The 22,030-nt window shown below is 39.3% G+C and carries 17 protein-coding genes; 8 read left to right on the forward strand and 9 right to left on the reverse strand.

The window, feature by feature from the left end; all coding sequences use genetic code 11:
- Window positions 1–23 precede the first annotated feature (23 nt).
- The 3 genes from fliE to flgB are packed head-to-tail and all read right to left on the reverse strand — an operon-like array spanning window position 24 to window position 1,201.
- The gene (fliE, locus tag FC19_RS02665) at window positions 24–347 is read right to left on the reverse strand and encodes a flagellar hook-basal body complex protein FliE (RefSeq protein WP_057875449.1); all 324 of its coding nucleotides are present in this window, start codon (window positions 345–347) and stop codon (window positions 24–26) included.
- A 16-nt stretch (window positions 348–363) separates the two neighbouring features.
- Window positions 364–807 carry a flagellar basal body rod protein FlgC gene (flgC, locus tag FC19_RS02670; protein ID WP_057875450.1) on the reverse strand — a complete coding sequence of 148 codons (444 nt, stop codon included), beginning with the start codon at window positions 805–807 and terminating at the stop codon, window positions 364–366.
- Window positions 808–826: 19 nt separating this feature from the next.
- Window positions 827–1,201, reverse strand: a complete 375-nt coding sequence (gene flgB / locus FC19_RS02675; protein WP_057875451.1) for a flagellar basal body rod protein FlgB — start codon at window positions 1,199–1,201, stop codon at window positions 827–829.
- A 491-nt stretch (window positions 1,202–1,692) separates the two neighbouring features.
- Here flgB and motA point away from each other — a divergent pair, with 491 nt between their 5' ends.
- The gene (gene motA, locus FC19_RS02680) at window positions 1,693–2,481 is read left to right on the forward strand and encodes a flagellar motor stator protein MotA (RefSeq protein ID WP_057875452.1); all 789 of its coding nucleotides are present in this window, start codon (window positions 1,693–1,695) and stop codon (window positions 2,479–2,481) included.
- Between the two features lie 17 nt (window positions 2,482–2,498).
- On the forward strand, window positions 2,499–3,257 hold the full coding sequence (locus FC19_RS02685) for an OmpA/MotB family protein (protein WP_057875453.1): 759 nt from the start codon (window positions 2,499–2,501) through the stop codon (window positions 3,255–3,257).
- A gap of 471 nt (window positions 3,258–3,728) precedes the next feature.
- On the opposite strand, the gene FC19_RS02690 is transcribed toward FC19_RS02685, so the two are convergent.
- From FC19_RS02690 to FC19_RS02700, 3 genes are all read right to left on the reverse strand, one after another.
- Entirely contained in the window at window positions 3,729–5,795 is a 2,067-nt protein-coding gene (locus FC19_RS02690; protein ID WP_057875454.1) for a methyl-accepting chemotaxis protein, read from the reverse strand.
- 408 nt (window positions 5,796–6,203) lie between these two features.
- Window positions 6,204–8,462, reverse strand: a complete 2,259-nt coding sequence (locus FC19_RS02695) for an ATP-binding cassette domain-containing protein (RefSeq protein WP_057875587.1) — start codon at window positions 8,460–8,462, stop codon at window positions 6,204–6,206.
- 266 nt (window positions 8,463–8,728) lie between these two features.
- Window positions 8,729–10,777 carry a methyl-accepting chemotaxis protein gene (locus FC19_RS02700; RefSeq protein ID WP_057875455.1) on the reverse strand — a complete coding sequence of 683 codons (2,049 nt, stop codon included), beginning with the start codon at window positions 10,775–10,777 and terminating at the stop codon, window positions 8,729–8,731.
- Between the two features lie 462 nt (window positions 10,778–11,239).
- On the opposite strand from FC19_RS02700, the gene FC19_RS02705 reads away from it, so the two are divergent.
- From FC19_RS02705 to FC19_RS02730, 6 genes are all read left to right on the forward strand, one after another.
- Window positions 11,240–12,568, forward strand: a complete 1,329-nt coding sequence (locus FC19_RS02705) for an isochorismate synthase (protein WP_057875456.1) — start codon at window positions 11,240–11,242, stop codon at window positions 12,566–12,568.
- Window positions 12,543–14,249 carry a 2-succinyl-5-enolpyruvyl-6-hydroxy-3-cyclohexene-1-carboxylic-acid synthase gene (gene menD, locus FC19_RS02710; RefSeq protein WP_057875457.1) on the forward strand — a complete coding sequence of 569 codons (1,707 nt, stop codon included), beginning with the start codon at window positions 12,543–12,545 and terminating at the stop codon, window positions 14,247–14,249. The genes FC19_RS02705 and menD overlap by 26 nt, the downstream gene beginning before the upstream one ends.
- Window positions 14,249–15,052, forward strand: coding sequence for a 2-succinyl-6-hydroxy-2,4-cyclohexadiene-1-carboxylate synthase (menH, locus tag FC19_RS02715; RefSeq protein ID WP_057875458.1), 804 nt, complete (start codon window positions 14,249–14,251; stop codon window positions 15,050–15,052). The genes menD and menH overlap by 1 nt, the downstream gene beginning before the upstream one ends.
- A complete protein-coding gene (gene menC, locus FC19_RS02720; protein WP_057875459.1) occupies window positions 15,049–16,176 on the forward strand; it encodes an o-succinylbenzoate synthase in 1,128 nt (375 codons plus the stop codon). The genes menH and menC overlap by 4 nt, the downstream gene beginning before the upstream one ends.
- 148 nt (window positions 16,177–16,324) lie before the next feature.
- Window positions 16,325–17,188 carry a DegV family protein gene (locus tag FC19_RS02725; RefSeq protein WP_057875460.1) on the forward strand — a complete coding sequence of 288 codons (864 nt, stop codon included), beginning with the start codon at window positions 16,325–16,327 and terminating at the stop codon, window positions 17,186–17,188.
- Between the two features lie 317 nt (window positions 17,189–17,505).
- The gene (locus FC19_RS02730; protein WP_057875461.1) at window positions 17,506–18,003 is read left to right on the forward strand and encodes a DoxX family membrane protein; all 498 of its coding nucleotides are present in this window, start codon (window positions 17,506–17,508) and stop codon (window positions 18,001–18,003) included.
- A gap of 98 nt (window positions 18,004–18,101) precedes the next feature.
- On the opposite strand, the gene FC19_RS02735 is transcribed toward FC19_RS02730, so the two are convergent.
- The 3 genes from FC19_RS02735 to FC19_RS02745 form a co-directional block, all read right to left on the reverse strand.
- Complete coding sequence (locus FC19_RS02735; protein ID WP_057875462.1) at window positions 18,102–18,728, reverse strand: L,D-transpeptidase; 627 nt, start codon at window positions 18,726–18,728, stop codon at window positions 18,102–18,104.
- Between the two features lie 228 nt (window positions 18,729–18,956).
- On the reverse strand, window positions 18,957–20,561 hold the full coding sequence (locus tag FC19_RS02740) for an APC family permease (protein ID WP_057875463.1): 1,605 nt from the start codon (window positions 20,559–20,561) through the stop codon (window positions 18,957–18,959).
- 47 nt (window positions 20,562–20,608) lie between these two features.
- A complete protein-coding gene (locus FC19_RS02745) occupies window positions 20,609–21,814 on the reverse strand; it encodes a DUF2075 domain-containing protein (RefSeq protein ID WP_057875464.1) in 1,206 nt (401 codons plus the stop codon).
- Window positions 21,815–22,030: the final 216 nt, after the last annotated feature.

The following is a 22,030-nucleotide window of genomic DNA, read 5'->3' on the forward strand; positions in this document are numbered from 1 at the left end:
TAGTCATTTCCTCCAATAGGCCTTTAGAATTGCATATTTTTGAGATCATTGTATGCATCAAGACACTTATTTCGCACTTGGACTGCTGTCTGCAGTGATAGCTGGGTTTCAGTCATCTTGGTCATAATGCTCCCTAAATCACTTTGATCCCCCTTGATCATGTCGGTAGTTCCTTTGTCCATGACCTTCATATTGCTGTTTAAACTTGAAACAGCATCTGAAAGATAATCACCAAATTGTTTGCCACTGCTCTGTGTTCCTAGAACAGAGGATTTGTTTAGATCCGTCACACCTTCTAATGCCTTTTGGTAGTTCTGTAAACCAGAAACACTTGTTAATCCATTCATGTTTTGCCCTCATTTCTTAATCCTTCGATATCTCCAAAGCTTTCTTTAGCATGGTCTTATTCATCTCAGCTGCTGAAGTATTAGCTTCATAAGTCCGCATGGCTTGAATCATATCGACCATCTCGTCGGCCATATTGACATTAGACATTCGAACATAGCCATTTTTATCAGCGTCGGGATTGGAAGGATCATAACTGGTTTTTTCAGTATTGTCCGTCTGAATTCCGGTGACCTTAACCCCATAACTCTGCGGTGTCCCTTTAAGCTGCGTCCCAGTAGAGTCAGTCTGCTGCGCATTCTTTAAATTTTCAGAAAACTCCACCGATTTGCGCTTGTATGGACCGCCTTCAGCAGTCCTCGTGGTATTCACATTCGCGATATTGGTCGAAATCGTATCTAGTTTTAACCGTTCCAGCGCCAATCCACTGGTATTTATTGCCAAGCCATTGAAAATGCTCATCAACTTTTACCTTCTTTCTCTAATGGTTCAAAACATAGTTCATCATCTGATAACGTCCGTTCAATTGTGAAACTAAGGCACTGTAATACAAACCATTAGTAGCTTGATTCATCATCTCAACATCAAGATCAACATTATTGCCGTTTTCCTTAACACTTGTACCAGAATTTGTTTTGATAGTCGGTGTCACAAGATCAGACGACTGAAGGTGTCTTTTATTAGTTGTGGCTAAACTAAATCCGTCTGACCCCAATGCCTTGTTTAGTTGATTTTCAAAATCCACACTTTTAGCTTTGTAGTTAGCTGTATTTACATTCGCAATATTGCTTGAGATAAGCTGTGAACGTGTAGACGAAACATCCATAGCCTGTTTTAGCAAATCATATGTACCCATCTGATCCCTCCTAAGTATGTGGTTAATTTTTTTGACTTTATTATTATAATCGTTAAAAAGTAGATAACATTTTATATTAAATCGAGTCTTCTTAAAAGATTCTTAAGAAAGTATACTTGAAAGAAAAAATTATTTCAACATCAAAAATGCTTTTAAATAAGCTTTTATGCGGAGACAAGTTTTAAATCACGCAGTTTCAATAAAGAATTAAGTTATAACACAATTCACATAAACGTATTCTAGTAATAATATTTTATTCTTATTTCTAATGGGAATTATTATTTTGTACTTAAAAGAATATAATATAACTCTTTTATATGCCTCAATACCTCACGCACGACTTATCTCCCTTATTTAATTCCTTTTTATTACCCTTTCATTAAATCTAGTGCTTGCTATTTTTAAAACACCCCGTCTTAAGTTTTCAATTGTCTCAACCGATATAATATTTATACGCAAGTATCGTCATTTAGTTTTAGGAGGAATTAATAATGGACTTGTTCTTATTCATCGGAATATTTTTAGGGATCGGAGCTATTGTTGTTGGTATGGTCGCCAAGGGTGCAAGTATTGCGGTCTTGGTCAACCCTGAAGCAGTAATCATCATTTTTGTCGGAATAATCGCCGCAATTGTCAATTCTTATCCCAGCAAAGAATTAAAAAGGATCCCCAAAATACTTGGTGTACTAGTAAAGAATCAGCATTATGACTATGCTGAAATAATCCAAGAAATAGTAACAATGTCAAATCTGGCTCGTCGTAACGGCCTTTTGGCTTTAGAGGATCCAGTCCAAAAATTAGAAAACCCATTTTTAAGAAATGGTCTTGAAATGGTCGTCGACGGAATCGAACCTGAACAAATACGTGAAATCATGGAAAATGAGATCGACGGTATTCAAGAACGACACCACGTGGGAGCTGGAATTTTTAAAACAGCTGGCAGTACATCTCCAACCTTGGGTGTTTTAGGAGCCGTAATCGGTTTAATCGGTGCCCTTGGAAATTTAAACAATGTTGATGCACTAGGTCATTCAATTTCATCGGCATTCGTAGCAACCTTGTTTGGTATCTTCTTCGGATACGTTATTTTAATTCCTTTTAGTTCACGTCTAACGGTTAAATCTGAACAAGAGATGCAGGCTTTAACGATTATCCTTGAAGGAGTTATGGCAATTCAAGCAGGACAATCATCTAAAAGTATCGAAAAAAAGCTCTCCAGCATGCTTGATCCAAGTGATCGCAGCAGTGATGACGACGAAAATGACAAAGAAGACGAATAAAAAGGTGTTGAAACCCATTGAAAAAGAAAAAAAAAGAAGAGGAAGTTGATGAAGGCTGGCTTCTGCCTTACTCTGATATGCTAACGCTTCTACTCGCTTTGTTCATCGTTTTATTTGCAATGGCTAAAGTCGATGATAAGAAGTTTCAACAAATCAAAACTGAATTCAATTCCATCCTTTCGACTCGTTCTGGGCCTGGATCAGATTCGATCATCGGCACTAAAGCAGTTGTGAAACAAGAGCAAGGTAAAACATCCAGCAGTGAAGCCCATGCCCTTGCACAAGAGGCCAAAACCCAACGACAGCTGGAAACGAAGCAACTGGAAACTGTCAGACAGCAACTGCAAACAGATTTTGCACAAGCAAACTTACAGAACGATGTTAGTGTTACTCTTCAAAGCGACGGCATTCATATTACTATGAACAGCAATGCCTTGTTTGCTTCAGGCAGTGCTGACCTCACTCCAGAAGTACAGCAGAGCCTAGAAGGCCTTTCGCCACATTTACAGGTTTTAAACAATAATCCGGTTATTATTGCTGGCTATACGGATAACGTTCCCATCAGGAAAAACGGTCGCTTTGCTTCCAATTGGAATTTGAGTGCTGAACGTGCGATCTCAGTAATGAACTTTTTCGTCTCCAAGAAAGTTTTTTCTGAAAGCAATGTCTCGATTCAAGCTTATGGTGAAAACAAGCCCAAAGCTTCCAATGACACACCTGACGGCCGCGCTCAAAATCGGAGAGTCGAAGTAATAATTCAACGAATAAATAATTAACATTTTATTAGCATAATTCATAAAAGCCTGCAATAGTCGGTTCATTCTCTATGTAAGATACCCGACGAAAATAGACCAAAGCCCTTGAGTTTTGGTCTATTTTCGTTGCACTATTTTTCAGCGCCCATATTAATTAATGGGGGCGACTCATACTATCACTTGTGAAACGACGCATTGATGCCCATCTCGCACAATTCTAACTTACAATTCTTTGCAGTTTTCATCCATACTTCCTTCTAGTTATACGTTGTCACTTAAATTTAGAGTAAAACTACATATGCCTATCTCACGACAGCAAGCGCAAAAAATATATCGCAAACTCCTTATCAAGTTCAAAAGACCTATCCCCTCAGCTAAATAGAGCAAAAAAATTCAGCCAGAAATTAATTTCCAGCTGAATCTGAACTTCATTCATTCAAAATTTTAATGATATGGTGTTCCAAGAGACAAGCCTCTTTACCCACTTCTTGATCAATCTTGAACATCGAACTTGTTTGTATTCTTTTTCAACACATCTGCAACATCTTTCAGAGCACTAACATGGTTAGTAAACTCGTCCATTGTTGCCAGGACTTCTTCTGAATTGGCTGAAACTTCTTCTGTCCCCGCCGAATTTTCTTCCGTCGAAGCAGAGATGTTTTCTAAGTTTTCTAGAACCTGTTTTTGAATATCTTCGAGACGTTTGCCAAACTCAAAGATTTTTTCAATGCCTTCTATTATTTCCTTATTGCTATCAAAGACTTCCTGTGTCGATTCTCCAGATCGCTGCATCTTACCCGTTAACTTATCGCTGTCAGTGATTGATTCAGACGTTTGCTGTACCATATCTGTAGACTGTTCACGGATCTTACCAACAATCTCTTCAATCTCTTTAGTTGATTCCTTGCTCTGTTCCGACAACTTTCTGATCTCGGTTGCAACAACTGCAAAGCCCTTCCCAGACTCACCTGCTGTCGCTGCCTCAATCGAAGCATTCAGAGCCAATAAATTTGTGCGATGTGAAATATCATTAATAACATTAATTATCTTAGTGATATTTTGGATATTGTCATCCATACTCTGAATACCGTTCATCAATTCTTTTAATTTATTTAGCTCATTATCCCAACCTTTAGTAATATCCTTTGTAATTTCAATATTTTCCTGGTTAAGAATTCTGGATTTTTCTGATTTATCCGCTAAGTTTGCAGTATTTGCTGCAGATTCCTCACCAATTGATGCTAAGTTTTGGAATAGATCTACGCTTTTTTGCGTTTCCTGAGCCTGCGAACTTGTTACTTCTGCAATACCAGTAATTGTCTGCGCAACTTCTTCCGTGGCTGTGTTAGTTTGTTTGGAAAGCTCGAGCAGTGACTCTGCCTTTTCAGCTACCTTATCACTTTGATTCTGAACTTCTTTGATGAGGTCTCCTATCGAGCGAACCATCTTATTGTATTGGGCCGAAATTTGGTTGATTTCATTACCATTTTCATCCGGCGCGACTACCTTACTTGCAATTCTTTTTATACTGAAAAGTTTTCCCCTGCCACTTTCAGCATTTTTGATCGGAACCAGTTCACCTTCGCTGCCTCGTTTGAAATAAGAAGTAAAGACGGCAACTGTTGCTCGAATAAGCTTAGTTGTAAATAATGTCACTACTATAACCAAGATCAGCATAATAAACGCAGCTGTTGCTGTCGTTATCAATAGTGTATTTAACTCCTTATTCAAATCGTTCTTTTGAACTTTCGAATATGCCCACATCGTGCTTGATGGGTAAAGCTTATTATAAGATATTTGACTGACACTGTTCGAGTTGGAAAGATTGATCACACCACTTGTTTTTTTAGCTTTTGACATTTTCTTGAATAATTCAGTCTTACTTATGTCTTCACCCGACTTATACCCATCAGAATGAGATGGATCTCCCGTCGCAATGACACGACCGTCTTTTGAAAGCAGCGTGACGCTTCCTGTTCGGCCAATCTTCAATGCTGAGGCAGTTTCTTGTACCTCTTTAAATGACACATCAACACCTAAAACAGCACTTTGACCTTGACCGTTGTGCACTGTTATAGACGCCGTTGTCACATAATCGCCTGTTGTCGCATCACGATACGGCGCTGTCCAGTGAACCGTTCCGTTATCCTTGACAGCCCCCGTATACCAAGGCCTCGTTCGCGGATCAAAACCCGTCGGTAATTTTTGGAAAGCAACAGTTTGTCCATCTGATGTTCCAAATTCAATCATTCGCAAGCTCGAATTGCCCTTTTTAGCCGCTGAAAGACTGCTGCGGATGTCTTTTAAATTAAATTTTGTCTTGAAAACAGGTAAACTTGCAAGATTCTTTAAATCTGTTTCAGTAGATTGACGCATATTTTCTGTTGAAGCCAAAACTACTGCTGTCGCACTCTGCTTATTGATATTATTTCGACTGATCAGTAATTTTTTTGTAGCTATGTATGGATCAATCGACATTATCAAAACCGGAATAAATGCAATCAAGAGTAACATTAACGTAACTACTTTATTAATACTTTTGCTCTTACCGCGTTTCATCAAAACTCCCCCTCAATTTATGCAAGCACAAACGGGGCTTTTTCAAAATAATCCTGCATTAAAACTGCACAAAAAGCCAAGTTCTTATACAACACAGAATTGTAAAAAAATAGGCCCCTTTGCCTATATAGGAGTTATCGGTTTAAATAATTAAAGTTTAAAGGTGTATATTTAGAAAAACGAGAATATTTCTTGAGCAGATTATGGTTGCTACGATCAAGAAATGAAATTTTACTTATCATTTACCTAAAAAAAGGCTGAGTGACGTAATCCTCCAGCCCTAAAGTTATTTTAATTTTTCAAATCAACGTATTTTCAAGATTCCATCACGGTTCTCTTTACAATAAATCCACGCTTCAATCACATACTCATTTTTACGGAAAAAATTAATAAGGCCAGCTGTCATGTTCAATCTCTCCTGAGATACTCTGCCAAAGCCATTCCTGTCCGTGATTTCTTCACTCTAAGTGCATCTTGTGGATGACCACTAAATGTAATTTGTCCTCCATAAATACCCGCATCCGGTCCAATATCGATCAGCCAATCAGCGGCAATGATTACATCCAGATTATGCTCAATAATGATAACGGTATTTCCCTGTACGACCAGTTCTTCAAACAATCTGATCAATTTTTCGGTATCCTGCAAGTGCAAGCCCGCTGTTGGTTCATCTAAGAGATAAATTTGTCCCTTTTTATCAAGTTCGAATGCCAGTTTCAAGCGCTGCAACTCACCACCCGATAGAGTTGTCAACGGTTGATCGAGTTTCAAGTAGGACAGTCCAACTCGTATCAAATTAGTTAGTTTATTTTTCAAAACTGGAATGTCATCAAAAAAAACCGCAGCCTCTTTAATCGGTAAAGCTAGAACTTCAGCGATATTTTTCCCATGGTATAAATAACTCAAGGCTTCATCATTATATCGTTTCCCATGACACAACTCGCATACCTGCACAACTGGATCCATAAAAGCCATGTTGGTAATAGTTACCCCTTTCCCCTTGCAACGTGGACAAGCACCTTTGCTATTGTAACTAAAAAGCTGTGTTGAGACATGATTACCCTTCCCAAACAAACGACGAATAGGGTCAAGAATATCTAAATATGTTGCTGGGGTTGACCGGATATTCACTCCTATTGGTGCTTGTGCAAGGTCGATATAGTTTTCTTTCAACTTGCCTTTCAATGCTGTCAGTAACGAACTTTTACCGGACCCAGCTACACCAGAGATCACAGTCATAACACCTAGTGGGATAGCAGTACTGATCTCCTTTAAATTATGCAATGTAATTTGTCTTAAAACCAGTTGCCCTTTATGTTCCCTTCCGTTTCTAAAATGGCGTGTTTTTTTCAACCAATTTGCCGTTAAAGTATCTGATTCTAACAGCTCGGGATATGTGCCGCTGAAGGTTACTCTACCACCCTTTTCACCTGCTTTAGGGCCTATTTCGATTACATAGTCTGCAAAAGAAATCAGGGATGGATTATGCTCCACAATCATAATGGTGTTCCCCTTCTGCCGCAGTCTGGTCAATGCCTGCTTGATCAATTTGATATCATGCGGATGCAGTCCTACACTTGGTTCATCAAGAACATAGACCATGTCTGCCAATGAACTTGTTAGATACTTAGCAATCTTTATTCGCTGTGCTTCACCGCCTGATAAACTTCCCGTGTTCCGGTCCAGTGTCAGATATCCCAAACCAATATCAATTAGTGACTGAATTTTAGTCTGCAGCTCACGTATTACATCCGCTGCCAAAGGTGCAGTGACTTTCTTCAAAAACGCAATTACGTGCACAAGGTCCATGCTTGTAACCCGGGAAATATTATATCCATTAATTTTGTTTGTCAATGTTTTCTTATTTAAGCGCAAACCATGACAGGTGGGGCATACCTTATGTTCCACAATGTCTGCAAGTGCTTCTCTGTGATGCTCACCTTCCTTGCTGTAAAGAATTGAGCGCTTGATACGCGGTACCAAGCCCTCATATTTCGCTGTTTTATACCATCCTTTCGGTGGATCTTCCAGTTTTTGCTGAGGTGCATGCATTAAAAGCTCATATTCAGCTGACGTATAATCTGCAAGCGGTTTATCATTATCAAATAAACCGCTGTTTGCATATCTTTTCCAACGCCATGTGCCCGGTCCAAAGCTGACAAATTGGATTGCTCCTTCATTTAATGATTTTGTCGGATCAACGAGTTTGCCTTCATCAAGTTCATCGACATAACCTAGTCCCTGACATTGCGGACACATTCCCTGTGGCAAGTTGAAGGAAAAGCTGTCCGAATATCCAACAAACGGTTTCCCTACACGTGAAAACAGCAGTCGCAGTAATGAATAGATACCAGTATAAGTTGCTAACGTCGAACGTGCACTGCCAGTCAATCTTTTCTGTTCGATCACTATTGCTACTGGTAAATTGCTAATCTGACCAACATGCGGCTGTCCGAACTTGGGAAGGTACTGTTGCGTAAAACTTGGGAAAGTCTCATTCAATTCACGCCGAGACATCGCTGCTACAGTGTCAAAAACCAGCGACGATTTTCCTGAACCCGATAAGCCCACAAAAACAGTTATCTTCTGTTTTGGTATTTTTAGGCTGATATGCTGCAGATTGTTCTGCCAAGCATCTTCGACTTTAATAAAACCATGTTCAAAAATATTGCCGTTTTTCACATTTACCCCTCCAAATAACAAATTGTCCCCTAATAATAATTTTGACACTAACTCTCAGGTAATTCAAATAACCAAGATCTACCACTTTATCTTAAACGTTATCTTTTTCAAAATATTTTTTATATTCGCAATCAATTTCAACATGCCCTTTTCATAATTTGGATTCACTTTAATTGCGAAAAAAAGGCCCGTGACAAAACTTATGTCTTGTCACAGACCTTTTCGGATAATCCTATAATTATGAACGAAATCTATTCAATAATTTTGAACTCTTCCGTTAAATTCTTTTCAAGTCTCTCTGAAATTTTCTTCAATTCAGCAACATGTGTTGTAAATTCTTCCATTGTTGCCAGCACTTCTTCGGAATTAGCTGAAACTTCTTCTGTTCCTGCTGAATTTTCTTCCGTCGAAGCTGAAATGTTTTCAAGATTTTCTAAGACCGTACTTTGAATTCCTTCAATATGCCCACTTGCTTTTTCAATGTGATGGATTCCTTCAAGTATGTTCAGTCCCTTAGAATAAACATCCTTGGATGATTCAATCGCATTCTTAATCAACTCAGATTGTTTTTCACCCCCAGCAAGTGAATCCGAAGTCTGTTTAACCATCTGCGAAGATTGTCCTTGGATTTTTTCAATGATAGATGCAATTTCCTTAGTAGAATCCTTACTCTGATCAGAAAGTTTTCTGATCTCCGATGCAACCACTGCAAACCCCTTGCCTGATTCACCCGCACTTGCTGCTTCGATTGATGCGTTTAAAGCAAGTAAATTAGTCTGATGCGATATTTCATTAATAACCCCGATAATTTTATTGATATTCTGAATATTACCATTCATCTCTTCGACGCCATGCATCAATTCTTCCATTTTATTCAGTTCACTATGCCAGTTAGAATTGACTTCTCCAGTAACATCAATATTTTCCTGATTCATTTCACTTGATTCTTGAGACTTGTCGCTCATGTCTTTAATATTTGTATGCAATTCTTGAATTGTTTCCGAGAGATCACGCAACTGTGTAACACCCTTTTGCGTATCTTCTGCTTGTGAACTTGTGACTTCAGCTATTCCTGTAATTGTTTTTGCAACTTCTTCAGTAGCTGTATTAGTCTGTTTTGACAATTCCAACAATGATTCTGACATTTCGGCAACTTTCTTTCCTTCCTTTTGGACATCTTGGATAAGTCCGCCGACTGAATCAATCATGCGATTATATTCATAAGCCAATCGTTGTGGTTCATTACCATATTCAGAAGGATGGACAAATTTATTGATCTTTCTTTCAAAGAAATTTTTTGCCTTCAGACGTTTTGGTACAATTTTTTCGAACTTGCCTTTTCCTGCTTCCGCGAAAAATGAACTAAGTGTATTAACAATCTGTTTGATCGCGCGTACAAAGATAATAGCCATCAAAATTGCAAGAACCAGCATGACCACTAGGACAATAATTGAAGATCTGATCAAAGACTGCAATTCCGGTGTAAGTTCGTTTTTCTCAAGTTGTGCCATTGCAAAGGTTCCATTGTTGTTGCTTCCATGATTATAATAGACTTTCTGTACTGGTGATGTCCCTGCTATCGAAACCGTCCCTGAATTAGCAGAAGCTGCTGCCACTTTTTTAAACGCAGCTGTTTTGGCGATATCTTTGCCAACTAATTTTGTATTTTTTGATGCAAGAACTGTACCATTGTCTGCGACTAGCATTGCGTTCCCAGTTCGTCCAACATTTAGGTGATCTAAAATCTGTTGAACATCATCATAATAAACTCTAAATGACAAGACCCCGACTTGTCCTTTGGAATTGCGCATCGCTTCAGAAATGCTGATAACATTGCTTTTGGAGGCTTTGTCGTAATATGGTTTAGACCAGTAGACCTGCCCAATGTCCTTTAGTGCTCCCTTGTACCAAGGGCGTGTAGTGGGATCAAAACCATTTGAGAAAGTCTTTTTGGTTGAAACGTACTTGCCATCAGAATTTACAAATATCGTATCCAGCATCACGTCATTTTCGCTTTCTGCTGCTGAAATTATTTTTTTGATATTATTCATATCAAAATCATTTCTAAACAGATCTTCCGAAGATAATGTTGTCAGTGCTTTGACTGCTGAATTATTCATCGAATCGCGGCTATCAAGTACTGTCTTGACAGCACTCTCACGACTGCTGGATGTTCGCTCTAGCAAAAGATTTTTCGTACTATGATATGAACTCATCAGCATCACGACAATTGGGATCAAAGCGGTCATAATCAAAACTGCTGCAACTAAACCGCCAATGCTTCTATTCCTCTGTTCCATAAATTATATGCTCCTTTGTTTTTTATTTCAGATCTCAATGTTTAAAAGTGCAAAAAACATAAAAGAAAAGTAATATACACTTTTAATATCGGAAGAAACAAAGGAAAGTTAACAATCATAAGCAAATTTGTTTTTTTTAAACTTAAAAGAATCAGATGCTTAAGTTAATACACTTTTGAAAAATGCTTTTCTAAAGCTTTTTTTCTCATAGCCTGCTTGTTACAAGTACATTCTCATGCTTCAATTTTAATCTGATCTTTTTATCTAAAAACTACGTTACGGGTAGTTTATTAGGCGGCGGTGCTCAATAGCATGAAACCTTTTACAAAAAATAACATTACATGCCAGCAAAGCTTAAAAATTATGCTAAAATCTATGTTGTGATCAGCACTTTTCTGCCCCGCAACTTTAATAGAGCGTCACGCTGATCGAGTTAGAATGCATTCAACAAGGAGACAACCAATGAACCAGCCTATTTTTTACTTAAGAACTGAATTACCCAACATAAAATTAAAGAAAATGCTGTCGCTGATGACCGAGTGGCAAACTGGCTTTATCTTTCAAGCACCTTCAAACAATACGATCCGCTTGGCCTACGGAGCGCTTGCGGAACGCTATTTTACTAAGAATGAAGATCAGTTTGACGCTTTAAGAAGCTGGCAATCCGATCTAAAGGCTCAATTAGCTACTCCTAGCTCCACAAGTGAAGGTCAGCCTGCGCTTGTTGGCAGTTTCGCCTTTAATCCAACATCTGAAAAAAGTAATGTTTTCTGGGGAAAATTGGCCCAAGGATACTTTTTCCTGCCTAAATATACCGTTATTAAATCCGGTAACAGTACCGCATTGATCACTTGCAGTTTTGATGCGGCAACCTTAGAAGAAGAAAGTAAACTCTTTGCACAAAAGCTTCAGCGTATGCCAAGTTGCTCGCTAACTTTAGCAGAGCACGCCCCGCTCGTGAAAAACGATACAACGTTAGATCAATGGGCTGCCGCTGTGGCTGCAACGACTGCTAAAATACAACAACATCAGTTGGATAAAGTCGTTTTGGCTCGTTCGCTTGAAACAAACTTCAATGATGTGATTGAACCGCTCGCTGTTTGGCGAAAATTGACTTTGACTCAGCCGCAGACCTATCACATTTTGTTAAAGACTGCTTGGGGCTCTTTCATCAGTGCAACTCCTGAAAGATTCGCGAAATTCCAAGAGCATCGTTTCCAAACAGCGGCAGTCGCAGGAACTATCAGACGCGGCCAAACTCGCACTGAAGATGATTGCTTAGGCACTCAGCTTCTAAAAGATCATAAAAACTTGCAAGAACAAAACTATGTTCTGCAGACAATTAGCAATACTCTCAGAAAACACGGCTTAACTGTCAGATATTCGAAGCATCCGCAATTGTTGAAAAATCCAAACGTTCAACACCTCTATACCCCAATCATGGCTAATGGCAGTTTCGAATTATTTAAAGTTCTTCATGACTTGCATCCAACCCCAGCTCTAGGAGGTCTGCCGCGTAAGAAAGCCCTCCGGCAAATTGAACAAGTCGAACCTGTTACACGTGGACTTTTTGGTAGTCCGCTGGGCTACTTTCAATTTGATGGAACAGGCGAATTAGCCGTTGGAATCCGTTCTGCACTATTGACCGGTAGCTCCGCCCATTTATTCGCTGGTGCGGGTATCGTATCAGAATCTATTCCACAACAAGAAGTTGCTGAAACGCAATTGAAATTCCGACCACTATTGCATGTTTTAGGAGATCAAAATGAAGAACACACAGATATTGACTAACCAAGTTACAAACATTTTAAATGCTCTTTTAATTCAAGGAGTCCATGATGCAGTTCTTGCGCCGGGCTCACGTTCAACACCGCTTGCTTTAGGGCTGGCACAGCTGGCACGAGAACACAAAATTAATTTATACGTTGATGTTGATGAACGTTCAGCTGCCTTTTTTGCTCTGGGAATATCTAAAACGACTGCTAAACCCGTCTTGCTATTATGCACGTCTGGAACTGCGGCTGCTAACTTTTATCCAGCTATTTGCGAAGCTTTCTCTTCACACATACCTCTAATTGTACTGACAACAGATCGTCCGCCAGAGTTAACCAAAATTGGAGCCCCACAGGCGTTAGATCAAGATCGCTTTTATGGTCATCAAGTCAAGAAGTTCGTTCAGTTGCCGCTTGCCTCGGATAACCTCAACGAACGTCAATATACTAATTTTATGGTTCAAAGAAGTGTCATTCAGGCTACCAGCGTTCCTCGCGGACCTGTTCATTTGAATCTGCCATTACGCAAGCCACTAATGCCGCAACTGCCGCTATCATTTATGGAGCAGCCTAAAAAACTGGTACGCTCCGAAATGAAACCTAGCCTTCCGACAGCCGAAATAACTGCATTGAGCACAACTTTTTCTGACAAACGCGGTTTGATCATTATGGGCCCCGATGAAACTCAGACAGACTATACTGCACTGCTGCACTGGGCCGAAAAAGCAGAGTGGCCAATTTTAGCGGATCCTTTGAGCCAGTTGCGCGGCTATGATTCAAAATGTATTATCTCAACCTATGACATTCTGCTTAAAACACAGCTGTCTTTATTGGATGGCCTCAAACCTGACGTGATTATTCGCAGCGGTGGGACTTTCGTTTCCGCTGCCCTGGGAACTTGGCTGAAACAGATCGACGTTCCAGTCTATTATCTCGATCCCAACTCTGAATTAAATGACTACACTGAAACGCTAACAAACATCTTGCCGCTTCCAACCAGTTCTTTTTTTGAACTTTGCCCTTATCCTGCTCCGAAAAGCGATTGGCTAAGTAAATGGAATAGGATTCAAAAAACAATCAAAAAGAATCTTGCAGCCATAAACTCAGATCATCTGGTTGAACCTTTGATACCACAGATGTTAGAGCACTACCTTCCAGTAAAAGCACACTTGTTCATTAGTAATTCAATGCCCATCCGCGATATCGACAGTTATTTTCTTCCGCAAAAAAGCTTCCATTACCTGTACTGCAATCGTGGAGCCAATGGAATAGATGGTATCATTTCGAGTGCCTTGGGCATGAGTAGTAAATTTCAAAACAATGTTTTATTGACTGGCGATTTAGCTTTCTTTCATGATATGAATGGTCTGATGATGGCTGAGCGCTATCACCTGCAATTGCGTGTTATCGTCATTAACAATAACGGCGGCGGAATCTTCTCCTTCCTCCCTCAAGCCAATACAACAGATTTTGAAAATGTCTTTGGGACACCACAGAATCTAGCATTAGATCTGGTTGCACAACTTTTCCATGCTGAATACATAAAGGTGCAAAATATCACTGATTGTGTACAAGCTCTTCAGAAACCACTGCACGGGTTGGAAATCATTGAAATTCCAACTGACCGAACCACTAATGTCAGTGTACACAAAGCTATGCTTCAAGCAATTGCCCAAAAGTTATCTGAGGAGTTTTGCTAATGGAAATCACTCTTGATCATGAGAACTATTACTTTACCACTAGTGGAAGCGGGCAGCCGCAATGGCTTTTACTACATGGCTTTATGGGAAGTCATCATGACTTTGACTCCCTCATTCGACGCTTGCATGGCAAAATTTTGCTTCCAGATCTGCTTGGCCATGGAAAAAGTCGAACAAATGCTCCTTATGAACGTTATTATATTGATCGACAAATAAACGATCTGACCACCCTCATAAAACAGCAGATGAAACCACCTATCAACCTTTGGGGCTATTCAATGGGCGGCCGTTTGGCACTTGGACTAGCATTAAAACATCCTGAATTAATAAAGCACCTCGTCCTTGAAAGCAGTACAGCCGGGCTTAAAACCTCGACTGAACGTTTAAAACGCCGTCAGCACGACCAACACTTGGCAAAAGTCTTACGCCAAGATCGCCTACCAGAATTCGTTTCAACCTGGGAAGAGCTTGAACTTTTTTCTTCACAAAAAAATCTTCCCCTGGAACAACAAGCTTTGATTCATCAGCAACGTATGAATCAAAGTAGCTTCAGCCTCGCGAATAGCCTGCTTGGGATGGGCACTGGAACAATGCCTAACTACTGGTCACAACTTCACCGATTAAAATTACCGATAATCTTATTAGCCGGTGAACTTGACTCAAAATACACTAAGATTTCCGCACAATTTGCTGAAGTGGTACCGCACGGAATGCGATATATTATCCCTGCTGCCGGACATAATGTTCATCTGGAGCAACCTGTCACTGCAGCTGAAGTTGTTAACAGGAGCGCAAACAGATGAAAATAATTCATGCTAAAATGCTGCCATATAATTTAAAACTCAAAAAACCTTTTCGCTCAGCACATGAGACCATTCTTTTCCGGACAATTACCCTGATTGTCCTAGTTTCGGACGATGGACAACGAGGCTACGGCGAACTTGAGGCATTCACAGAACCGAATTATACTCCAGAGACCCAGAAAACTGCTCGTTTCATTATTTGCCAGCATTTACTTCCATTATTAAAAAACAAAAAATTAACCTGTCCAGAAGATGTCTCCACTATTTTTGCAACAGTTCAAGGGAATCAAATGGCTAAAGCGGCTCTTGAGACAGCTGTTTGGGATCTATTCGCCAAGCATGCTCATAAAAGCCTAGCGCAACTACTATCTGAGCATTCCCAGCTGCGTTACAGGCAAAACATCACAGTCGGAATCAGCCTTGGAGCACAGGTTGAAGCTTCAAAAATGACATCGGAGATTTCCGCAGCAGCTGTGCAGGGCTACCAACGTATTAAGCTTAAAGTAACAAATAGCTCCGAAATAAAAACTTTCAGCAAAATTCGTCCATTTCTTCCTAAATTGAAATACATGTTGGATGCCAACTCTAGCTTTTCATTGAAAAATATTGCTCAGCTCAAAGAACTCGAAAAAGCCGATATCTCTATGCTGGAACAACCCCTTGCGACAACGGATTTTAGCGCACACGCTGAGTTGCAAAAACAACTCCATATCCCAATCTGTCTTGATGAAAATATTTTTTCATTAGATGATGTCCGCACCGCTTATCATCTTGGTAGTGCTCAAGCTATTAATCTCAAGCTTTCCCGCGTTGGAGGTCTTGCAAATGCGCTTCAAATCATCCGTTTCTGCAATACGCATGGTCTCCTTGTATGGTGTGGTGGTATGTTGGAAGGTGGGATCGGACGTGCTGCAAATCTCGCGCTTGCCAGTCTTGAGTCTTTGCCTTTCCCTGGTGATATTTCTGCATCGAATCGATACTATCAAGAAGATGTTATTGAAGAACAGTTCCACTTAAAAAGTGGTAAATTAACTTTACCAGCAAGCATCGGAATTGGCGTAACTCTAAAAAAAGAAATCGAAGATCATTTGTTAAAACAGATTGATCTTTTAAACACACTTTGAAAGAGGTTTCTGGTATAATCATGCTAGTATAGGTGTACGAAACCTAGACTCTGGTTTTACATCTTTTTGACTGAGAAACTATGTAGTGTATAATGAAGTAGTAAGATGATTTTTTTAATCATCAGAAACATGTAAGGAGCTTAATAATATGAAAACATCAATCCAAATCGTGACAGACTCGTCTGTCCAACTTACCTCTGAGGAAGTAGAAAAATATAATATCCATATTGTCCCATTGTCTGTTGAAATTGAGGGCAAAAATTATGTCGACGGGGAGAATATTACTCGCCAAGAATTAATAGACAATCTGCGTGCTGGAAAATACCCTAAAACCAGTCAACCACCATTAGGAAAGTTCGTTGAACTTTATGATAAATTAGGTTCAGATGGCAGTGAAGTTCTCGCAATCACTATTTCCGATGTGCTGAGTGGAACATTCAATACTGCTCAAACAGCTGCCGAAATGTCATCCGCACAAGTTACAGTTATTAATAGTAAATCAACAGATCGTGGTTTAGCATTCCAAGTTCTTGCTGCGGCTAAAGATGTTGCTGCTGGTAAAACAATTTCTGAAATCAAACAGCATTGTTCTGACATCTATAAGCGAACTCGTATTAACGTTTTGATCGATAACTTGGATTGTCTCGTTAAGGGTGGACGAATCAGCCGTTTTGCTGGAGCAGTGACTAAACTTATTAATCTTAAAGTTGTCGTCCAGCTTAACAACAAAAGTCTTGATGTAGTTTCCAAGGGTCGCAGTCGCAAAACTTTTTTAAAATTCTGCCAGCAAGTTGCTGATGCACATCAAGATAACAAAATTCTTGATCTTTCACTTTCACATGTCGGTGTTGATCAAGAGTTTCTTGAGCGTTTGAAAAATATCATACTTCCAAGTGATAGTCAGGCTAATTATTTGAAACGTCTGACAAGCCCAATTATCATGACCCACACAGGTTTGAATGCTGTTGGGATAATTACTCTTTCTGAAAAACCAGAACCACAAGAGGCGTAAATCTCTAAACAAATATTGATGTTTAGAACTAATACTTCTTGAAACCTCAATAAAATAGTCATTTAGCCCTCTAGGCGGCATAGAGTCGATATTTAATCGGCGATGTGCCGCCTAGTTTCATTTGAATTTATTCAATATGTAATAGTCAACCCAAATTTTATAGCTAGTATTAGTTTCGAAACTGGTGCGGTTTATCAAGCTGCTTAAACTAACGTTTCCAATAATCTAAAAATGAGCACAAAAATTGCACTTTATTATTTTAATATTTAAAATTAGCTTATGTAAGCGATTTAAAAAACGATAAAGGAGGTGCTTTCATGATCAAGTGGTTGCGGCAGTCGCTTAGCGGTCGTATAGTAACAACGATTATTCGTGTGTACCTTGGTTACTTGTGGTTAACATCGGGAATTGCGAAACTGCATGGTTTCACAGCACAGGCATTCATTAAAAATGGAATTAAGAATCCGGTGGTAGGCCCTGATGGTCAGCCTGTATATGGATGGTTTACAGAAATTTTAAAAAATTTTGTCATGCCAAACATAAATTTAGTTGATTTCCTTGTTGTTTGGGGCGAAATTTTCATTGGACTCGGCTTGATTTTAGGTGCTTTTGCAACAACCGCCGTCTTTTTTGCTTTGCTGATGAACTTCAGCTACCTTCTTGCAGGTGCTATTTCGGTGAATCCCCAATATATCTTTTTAGAACTTATTATCCTTGTTGCCGGATTTAATGCCTCTAAACTAGGACTCGACTACTTTATCATTCCTTTTCTACGCAAAAAAATTCCTTTTTTAGAAAAAACAGTTGATAATTGACATTTAAAAGTACTAAATAGAGAAAAAGCCCGCACAAACAGCTTTTATTAGCTGCCTGTGTGGACTTTTTTGAAATAAATCTTTCGCCTGCTAACAAACTAGTCAATAACAACTTTGGTTCCATATGGAATATTCTCATACATCCACTTAGAATCAGCCACCGTTAGATGGACACAACCATGCGACGATGGTCTCTTGCCTAGATCAGCAGCAACCGATTTAATGTAGTTACCGTTAGCATCTGTGGGGGTTGAATGAAATAGAAACTCACCATGGTTCTTCCACGAGACCCAATAATGAGCTCCCTCTTCCTCTGTCTGACTATAAAAGTAATCACCGCGTTCACCTTGAATGTGATAAACGCCCGTTGGAGTCGCAGTCTTACCCGGTTTTCCAGTAGAAGCATACATTGTGTAAAGTACTTTATTTTTATCCATTAGATAAACACGTTGCTTCTTGATTGAAACGTGTACCCATAAATTAGGGTGCTTGGATACGCTTGGGTATGCTTTTTTCATCGATGGTGCGCGCCAGTCGATGGTCTTTTGTTTTTCTGCCTTCTTCTTAGCAGCTACTGTCTTACTCTTCTTAACACTCGTTGCTTTCGTAACTTCATTGTGGTGCTGTTTACTAACAAACTGCATATTCTTACCCACAAAAACAACAAGTAAGCCTGCAATGATAATTCCCAAAACCAGCCGCAAAAATTTACTATTTAATCGCATCTTTCATTCGCTCCCCAATTCCACGGTAGGTTGCTGCCGAGTTTCACAGCTTAGTGGTAAAACTAATTGCTGCCTTATATCCCAACCTTTTTAACTTAAAGAACACATCCCCAAACCGTTTTTCTCATCCTACTTCGCCGCATTCCTGCCTACGTCTCAATCATAACTTCACTGAAAATGAAGTCAAGATAGTTGCAGCGAACTTAGTAATATTTAAAATATCTATTTTCACTGCGGCCTTCTTTTACCAACTAAATAGACCACAACAAATCCACACACAATGATACCTACCACGATCAAATTACGTTCAACCAATTTTGTACTGCCAACAATCACGCTTAGAATCATCGTGGTGATAGTTAGTAGCAGCATTGTAAAACACTGTGATTTACTGAAAGCTACCCCATACTTTTCTTCGCGCTTGGTTATTACGGGTAACACTGCACCTAGCCCGATCAAAACAATAATTGCGCCAATATTAATAACCAGCTCGTGCCACCATATAGGGCTAAACTCTGCAACATCTTGCGGAGCAATTCCAAAAACAGTCGCAATTGCAGTAATAATTAGAGCCCATAGGCCAATCCACCATGCTAACCTATTGTTTTTAATAAAAACATACTCAGACGGATACTGTTTAGGATTCTTGCGTACCCGCATGAATGCATAGAAAATCCAGCATGTCACACCAGGTGAAATAATTCCATTCAGATTAAGCAGCCAGTTGAAAACATCATTCATCTCTGGTAAAAAAATGCCTAGAAAAAGAATAAACCCTGATAATAAACACGTCAACAAATACCCGTTGATCGGTAGACCAGCACGATTTGTTTTACGTAGAAACTGTGGCATATACCTTCTACCTGTATCAGAAATAAGCATCCTGGTCATGGCATCTAATAAAACAGACAATAAAGCTGCAAGATAGACAACTTCAGTCCATGCAAAAAGATACATAAACAAATTTCCGACATGATATTGCTGCCCAAGTGCCTGAAAGGCATAATAAGATCCGTTCATTTTTAGATCATTCGGCAAATGATGTGCATCAAAAAATATTCCTAAAGCAAAAGATCCAAAAATGGTCAAAAAAGCCGTCATTATAACTAGCATCAACATTGATTTAGGAAACTCCCGACGCGGATTCTTCATCTTAGTTACAAATGGCGCAATAAGTTCACATCCATTAACAGCATAAATCAGTAATCCAACTGTTGTTAAATACTTCAAATCAAATTTTGGAACAATAGCGCTGAGATTCATTGGCTGCGTCGCAATATGCCCACCCAGCCCCAAGGATGAGAGTGCCATAATAACAAACAGGACCGTCATTCCAAACATAGCGATCCCGCCAATTGAACTCAGTAATTCCAATGAACGTTTAAAGCGCGATTGAACCATAATAAAAACAACAAACACTAGCAGAGTCCACAAGGCAAACTGCCCATTAGACATTGTATCTTGAAATTTTCCGCTTCCTTCAATTGCCCAACCCAAACCGATAACAACTGAATTAGCTGTGTCAACAACATACGGAATTGACGCAGCCCAGTAAGTCCATGCAGTAAAATAGCCAAGAAACTCACCATTTGTTCCTCTAATCCATGAACTTAACCCGCCGCCTTCTTGATTAAAGATTGATCCTAGCTGACCAACCATTAAAGAATATGGAATTACATACAAAAAAAGCATTAGAATCCACGAAGTAATAACACCCATACCTTGGTTTTTAAAATTGTAAATTATATCATCAAAACCAATAACTGTGACAAATGCCATTAAAGCCAGCACAGGCCAGCTAATATAATGTCTATTTTTTTCTAAATTATCCAATTTTTCTCTTTCTTGCTTAAAATGCAGTCCTTTAATCAACCAACATACTATTTTTTAAAGTAACCTTTAAGCAATCGTGAGCGCAAAGCAGTATCTGTTGCATAAATGTACATTCCCAAACGAGCTCGCGTCAAAAGAACATCTATTGAATTTAGAATCAACCTTTCCTTTACTTCGTCTGCATCCCTACGTTTAGCCAAACCATTAAAAGCCGCTTGATCTTGGTAAATCTCTGGGTGTATGCTAACGCAGTCATGCGTGGAATCATACCTAACACTTGGTCCAAGAATGATCCCTGCATAATTAAGATCAAATCCCTGTATCGTATAGACAGAACCTACCTCGTTAATTGAATCGTCCCTTTCAGCCCAAGGCAGCATAGCTTGTGGCTGATTTCGATCCCATCGCAATCTGAAACTACCTGCAGTTACAAAATAATCTTTTCCATCTAGGCGATATGGAAAATCATATGTTGCAAGCATCCGGCTTAAACCAACCGTATCATCTTTTTGCTTTATTAACTCGTACATTTCTTGCGCATCATTCATGATCCTAAGGTCAAACTTCTGCGGGGCAGGCGGAGCAGAAATCCTTTTTTCAACAAGTGACTTAATCCAGTCTTTAACATCTTCATTGGCTTTGACGCGGAATTGCTCAGTCAAATGGTAATATCGCACATTTTTTGAAGAAACTAGTGTGTCGAGTTTAGCCCTATCCCAATAACTCTTCCCCTTCAAAACTTGCTTTTCATCAAAAACTAGCACGACGATCTTGCTGAGCTTCAAAATTTCTTGGAGTTGGTTGTTTTGTTTGAAATGATTATATGGATCACGTTTTGTCAAGAGGAGGTGTGCTTCATCAACCAATACTATGTCAGACTCCTGTTGGTTTTTATATGAACGATTAATAAAGGTTGTTGGGCGCTCAAAATTCTTTTTTAGCAGGCTGGGGCATCCAGCAGCAATGTTCTTGTAAAGTTTTAACATTTCTGGATGATTAACCAGAAGATAATTTTTCGTTTTATAAAATATTGAACCCTTATCCTTGGACATTTTCTGAATCGTGTTGAAAATAGAAGTCAAAACCACACTCTTCCCCGTCCCAGCATCTCCTGAAACAACAAAAACCCCTCGCTCTTGTCCAGCGAGAAGGTCTTTGCAAAACTTGAAGATTTGATTTTCTAGATCTTGCTGTTCAGTTGTTAATTTCACCGCTGCCAACTTATTAAGTGCTCTGTTAGCTGACCTATTCATATCATTCTCACCTGTATCTTTCTAAGAATAACCCTTATCACAAATAACCTTAACTCTTTTTGAAGCAATTCTTCAGAAATTCTTCAGAATTTAGCATTAAACTATGCTTGTAACATGATATTTAACCAACTTCATTTACTCCCCCTAATAAAGTAAATGAATATATCCCTATCGTTACATTAATTACTAACGATATTCCTTTCTTCGCCTAGCATA

Origin of the sequence: Liquorilactobacillus aquaticus DSM 21051 (genome assembly GCF_001436755.1) — a bacterium.
Classification (GTDB): domain Bacteria; phylum Bacillota; class Bacilli; order Lactobacillales; family Lactobacillaceae; genus Liquorilactobacillus; species Liquorilactobacillus aquaticus.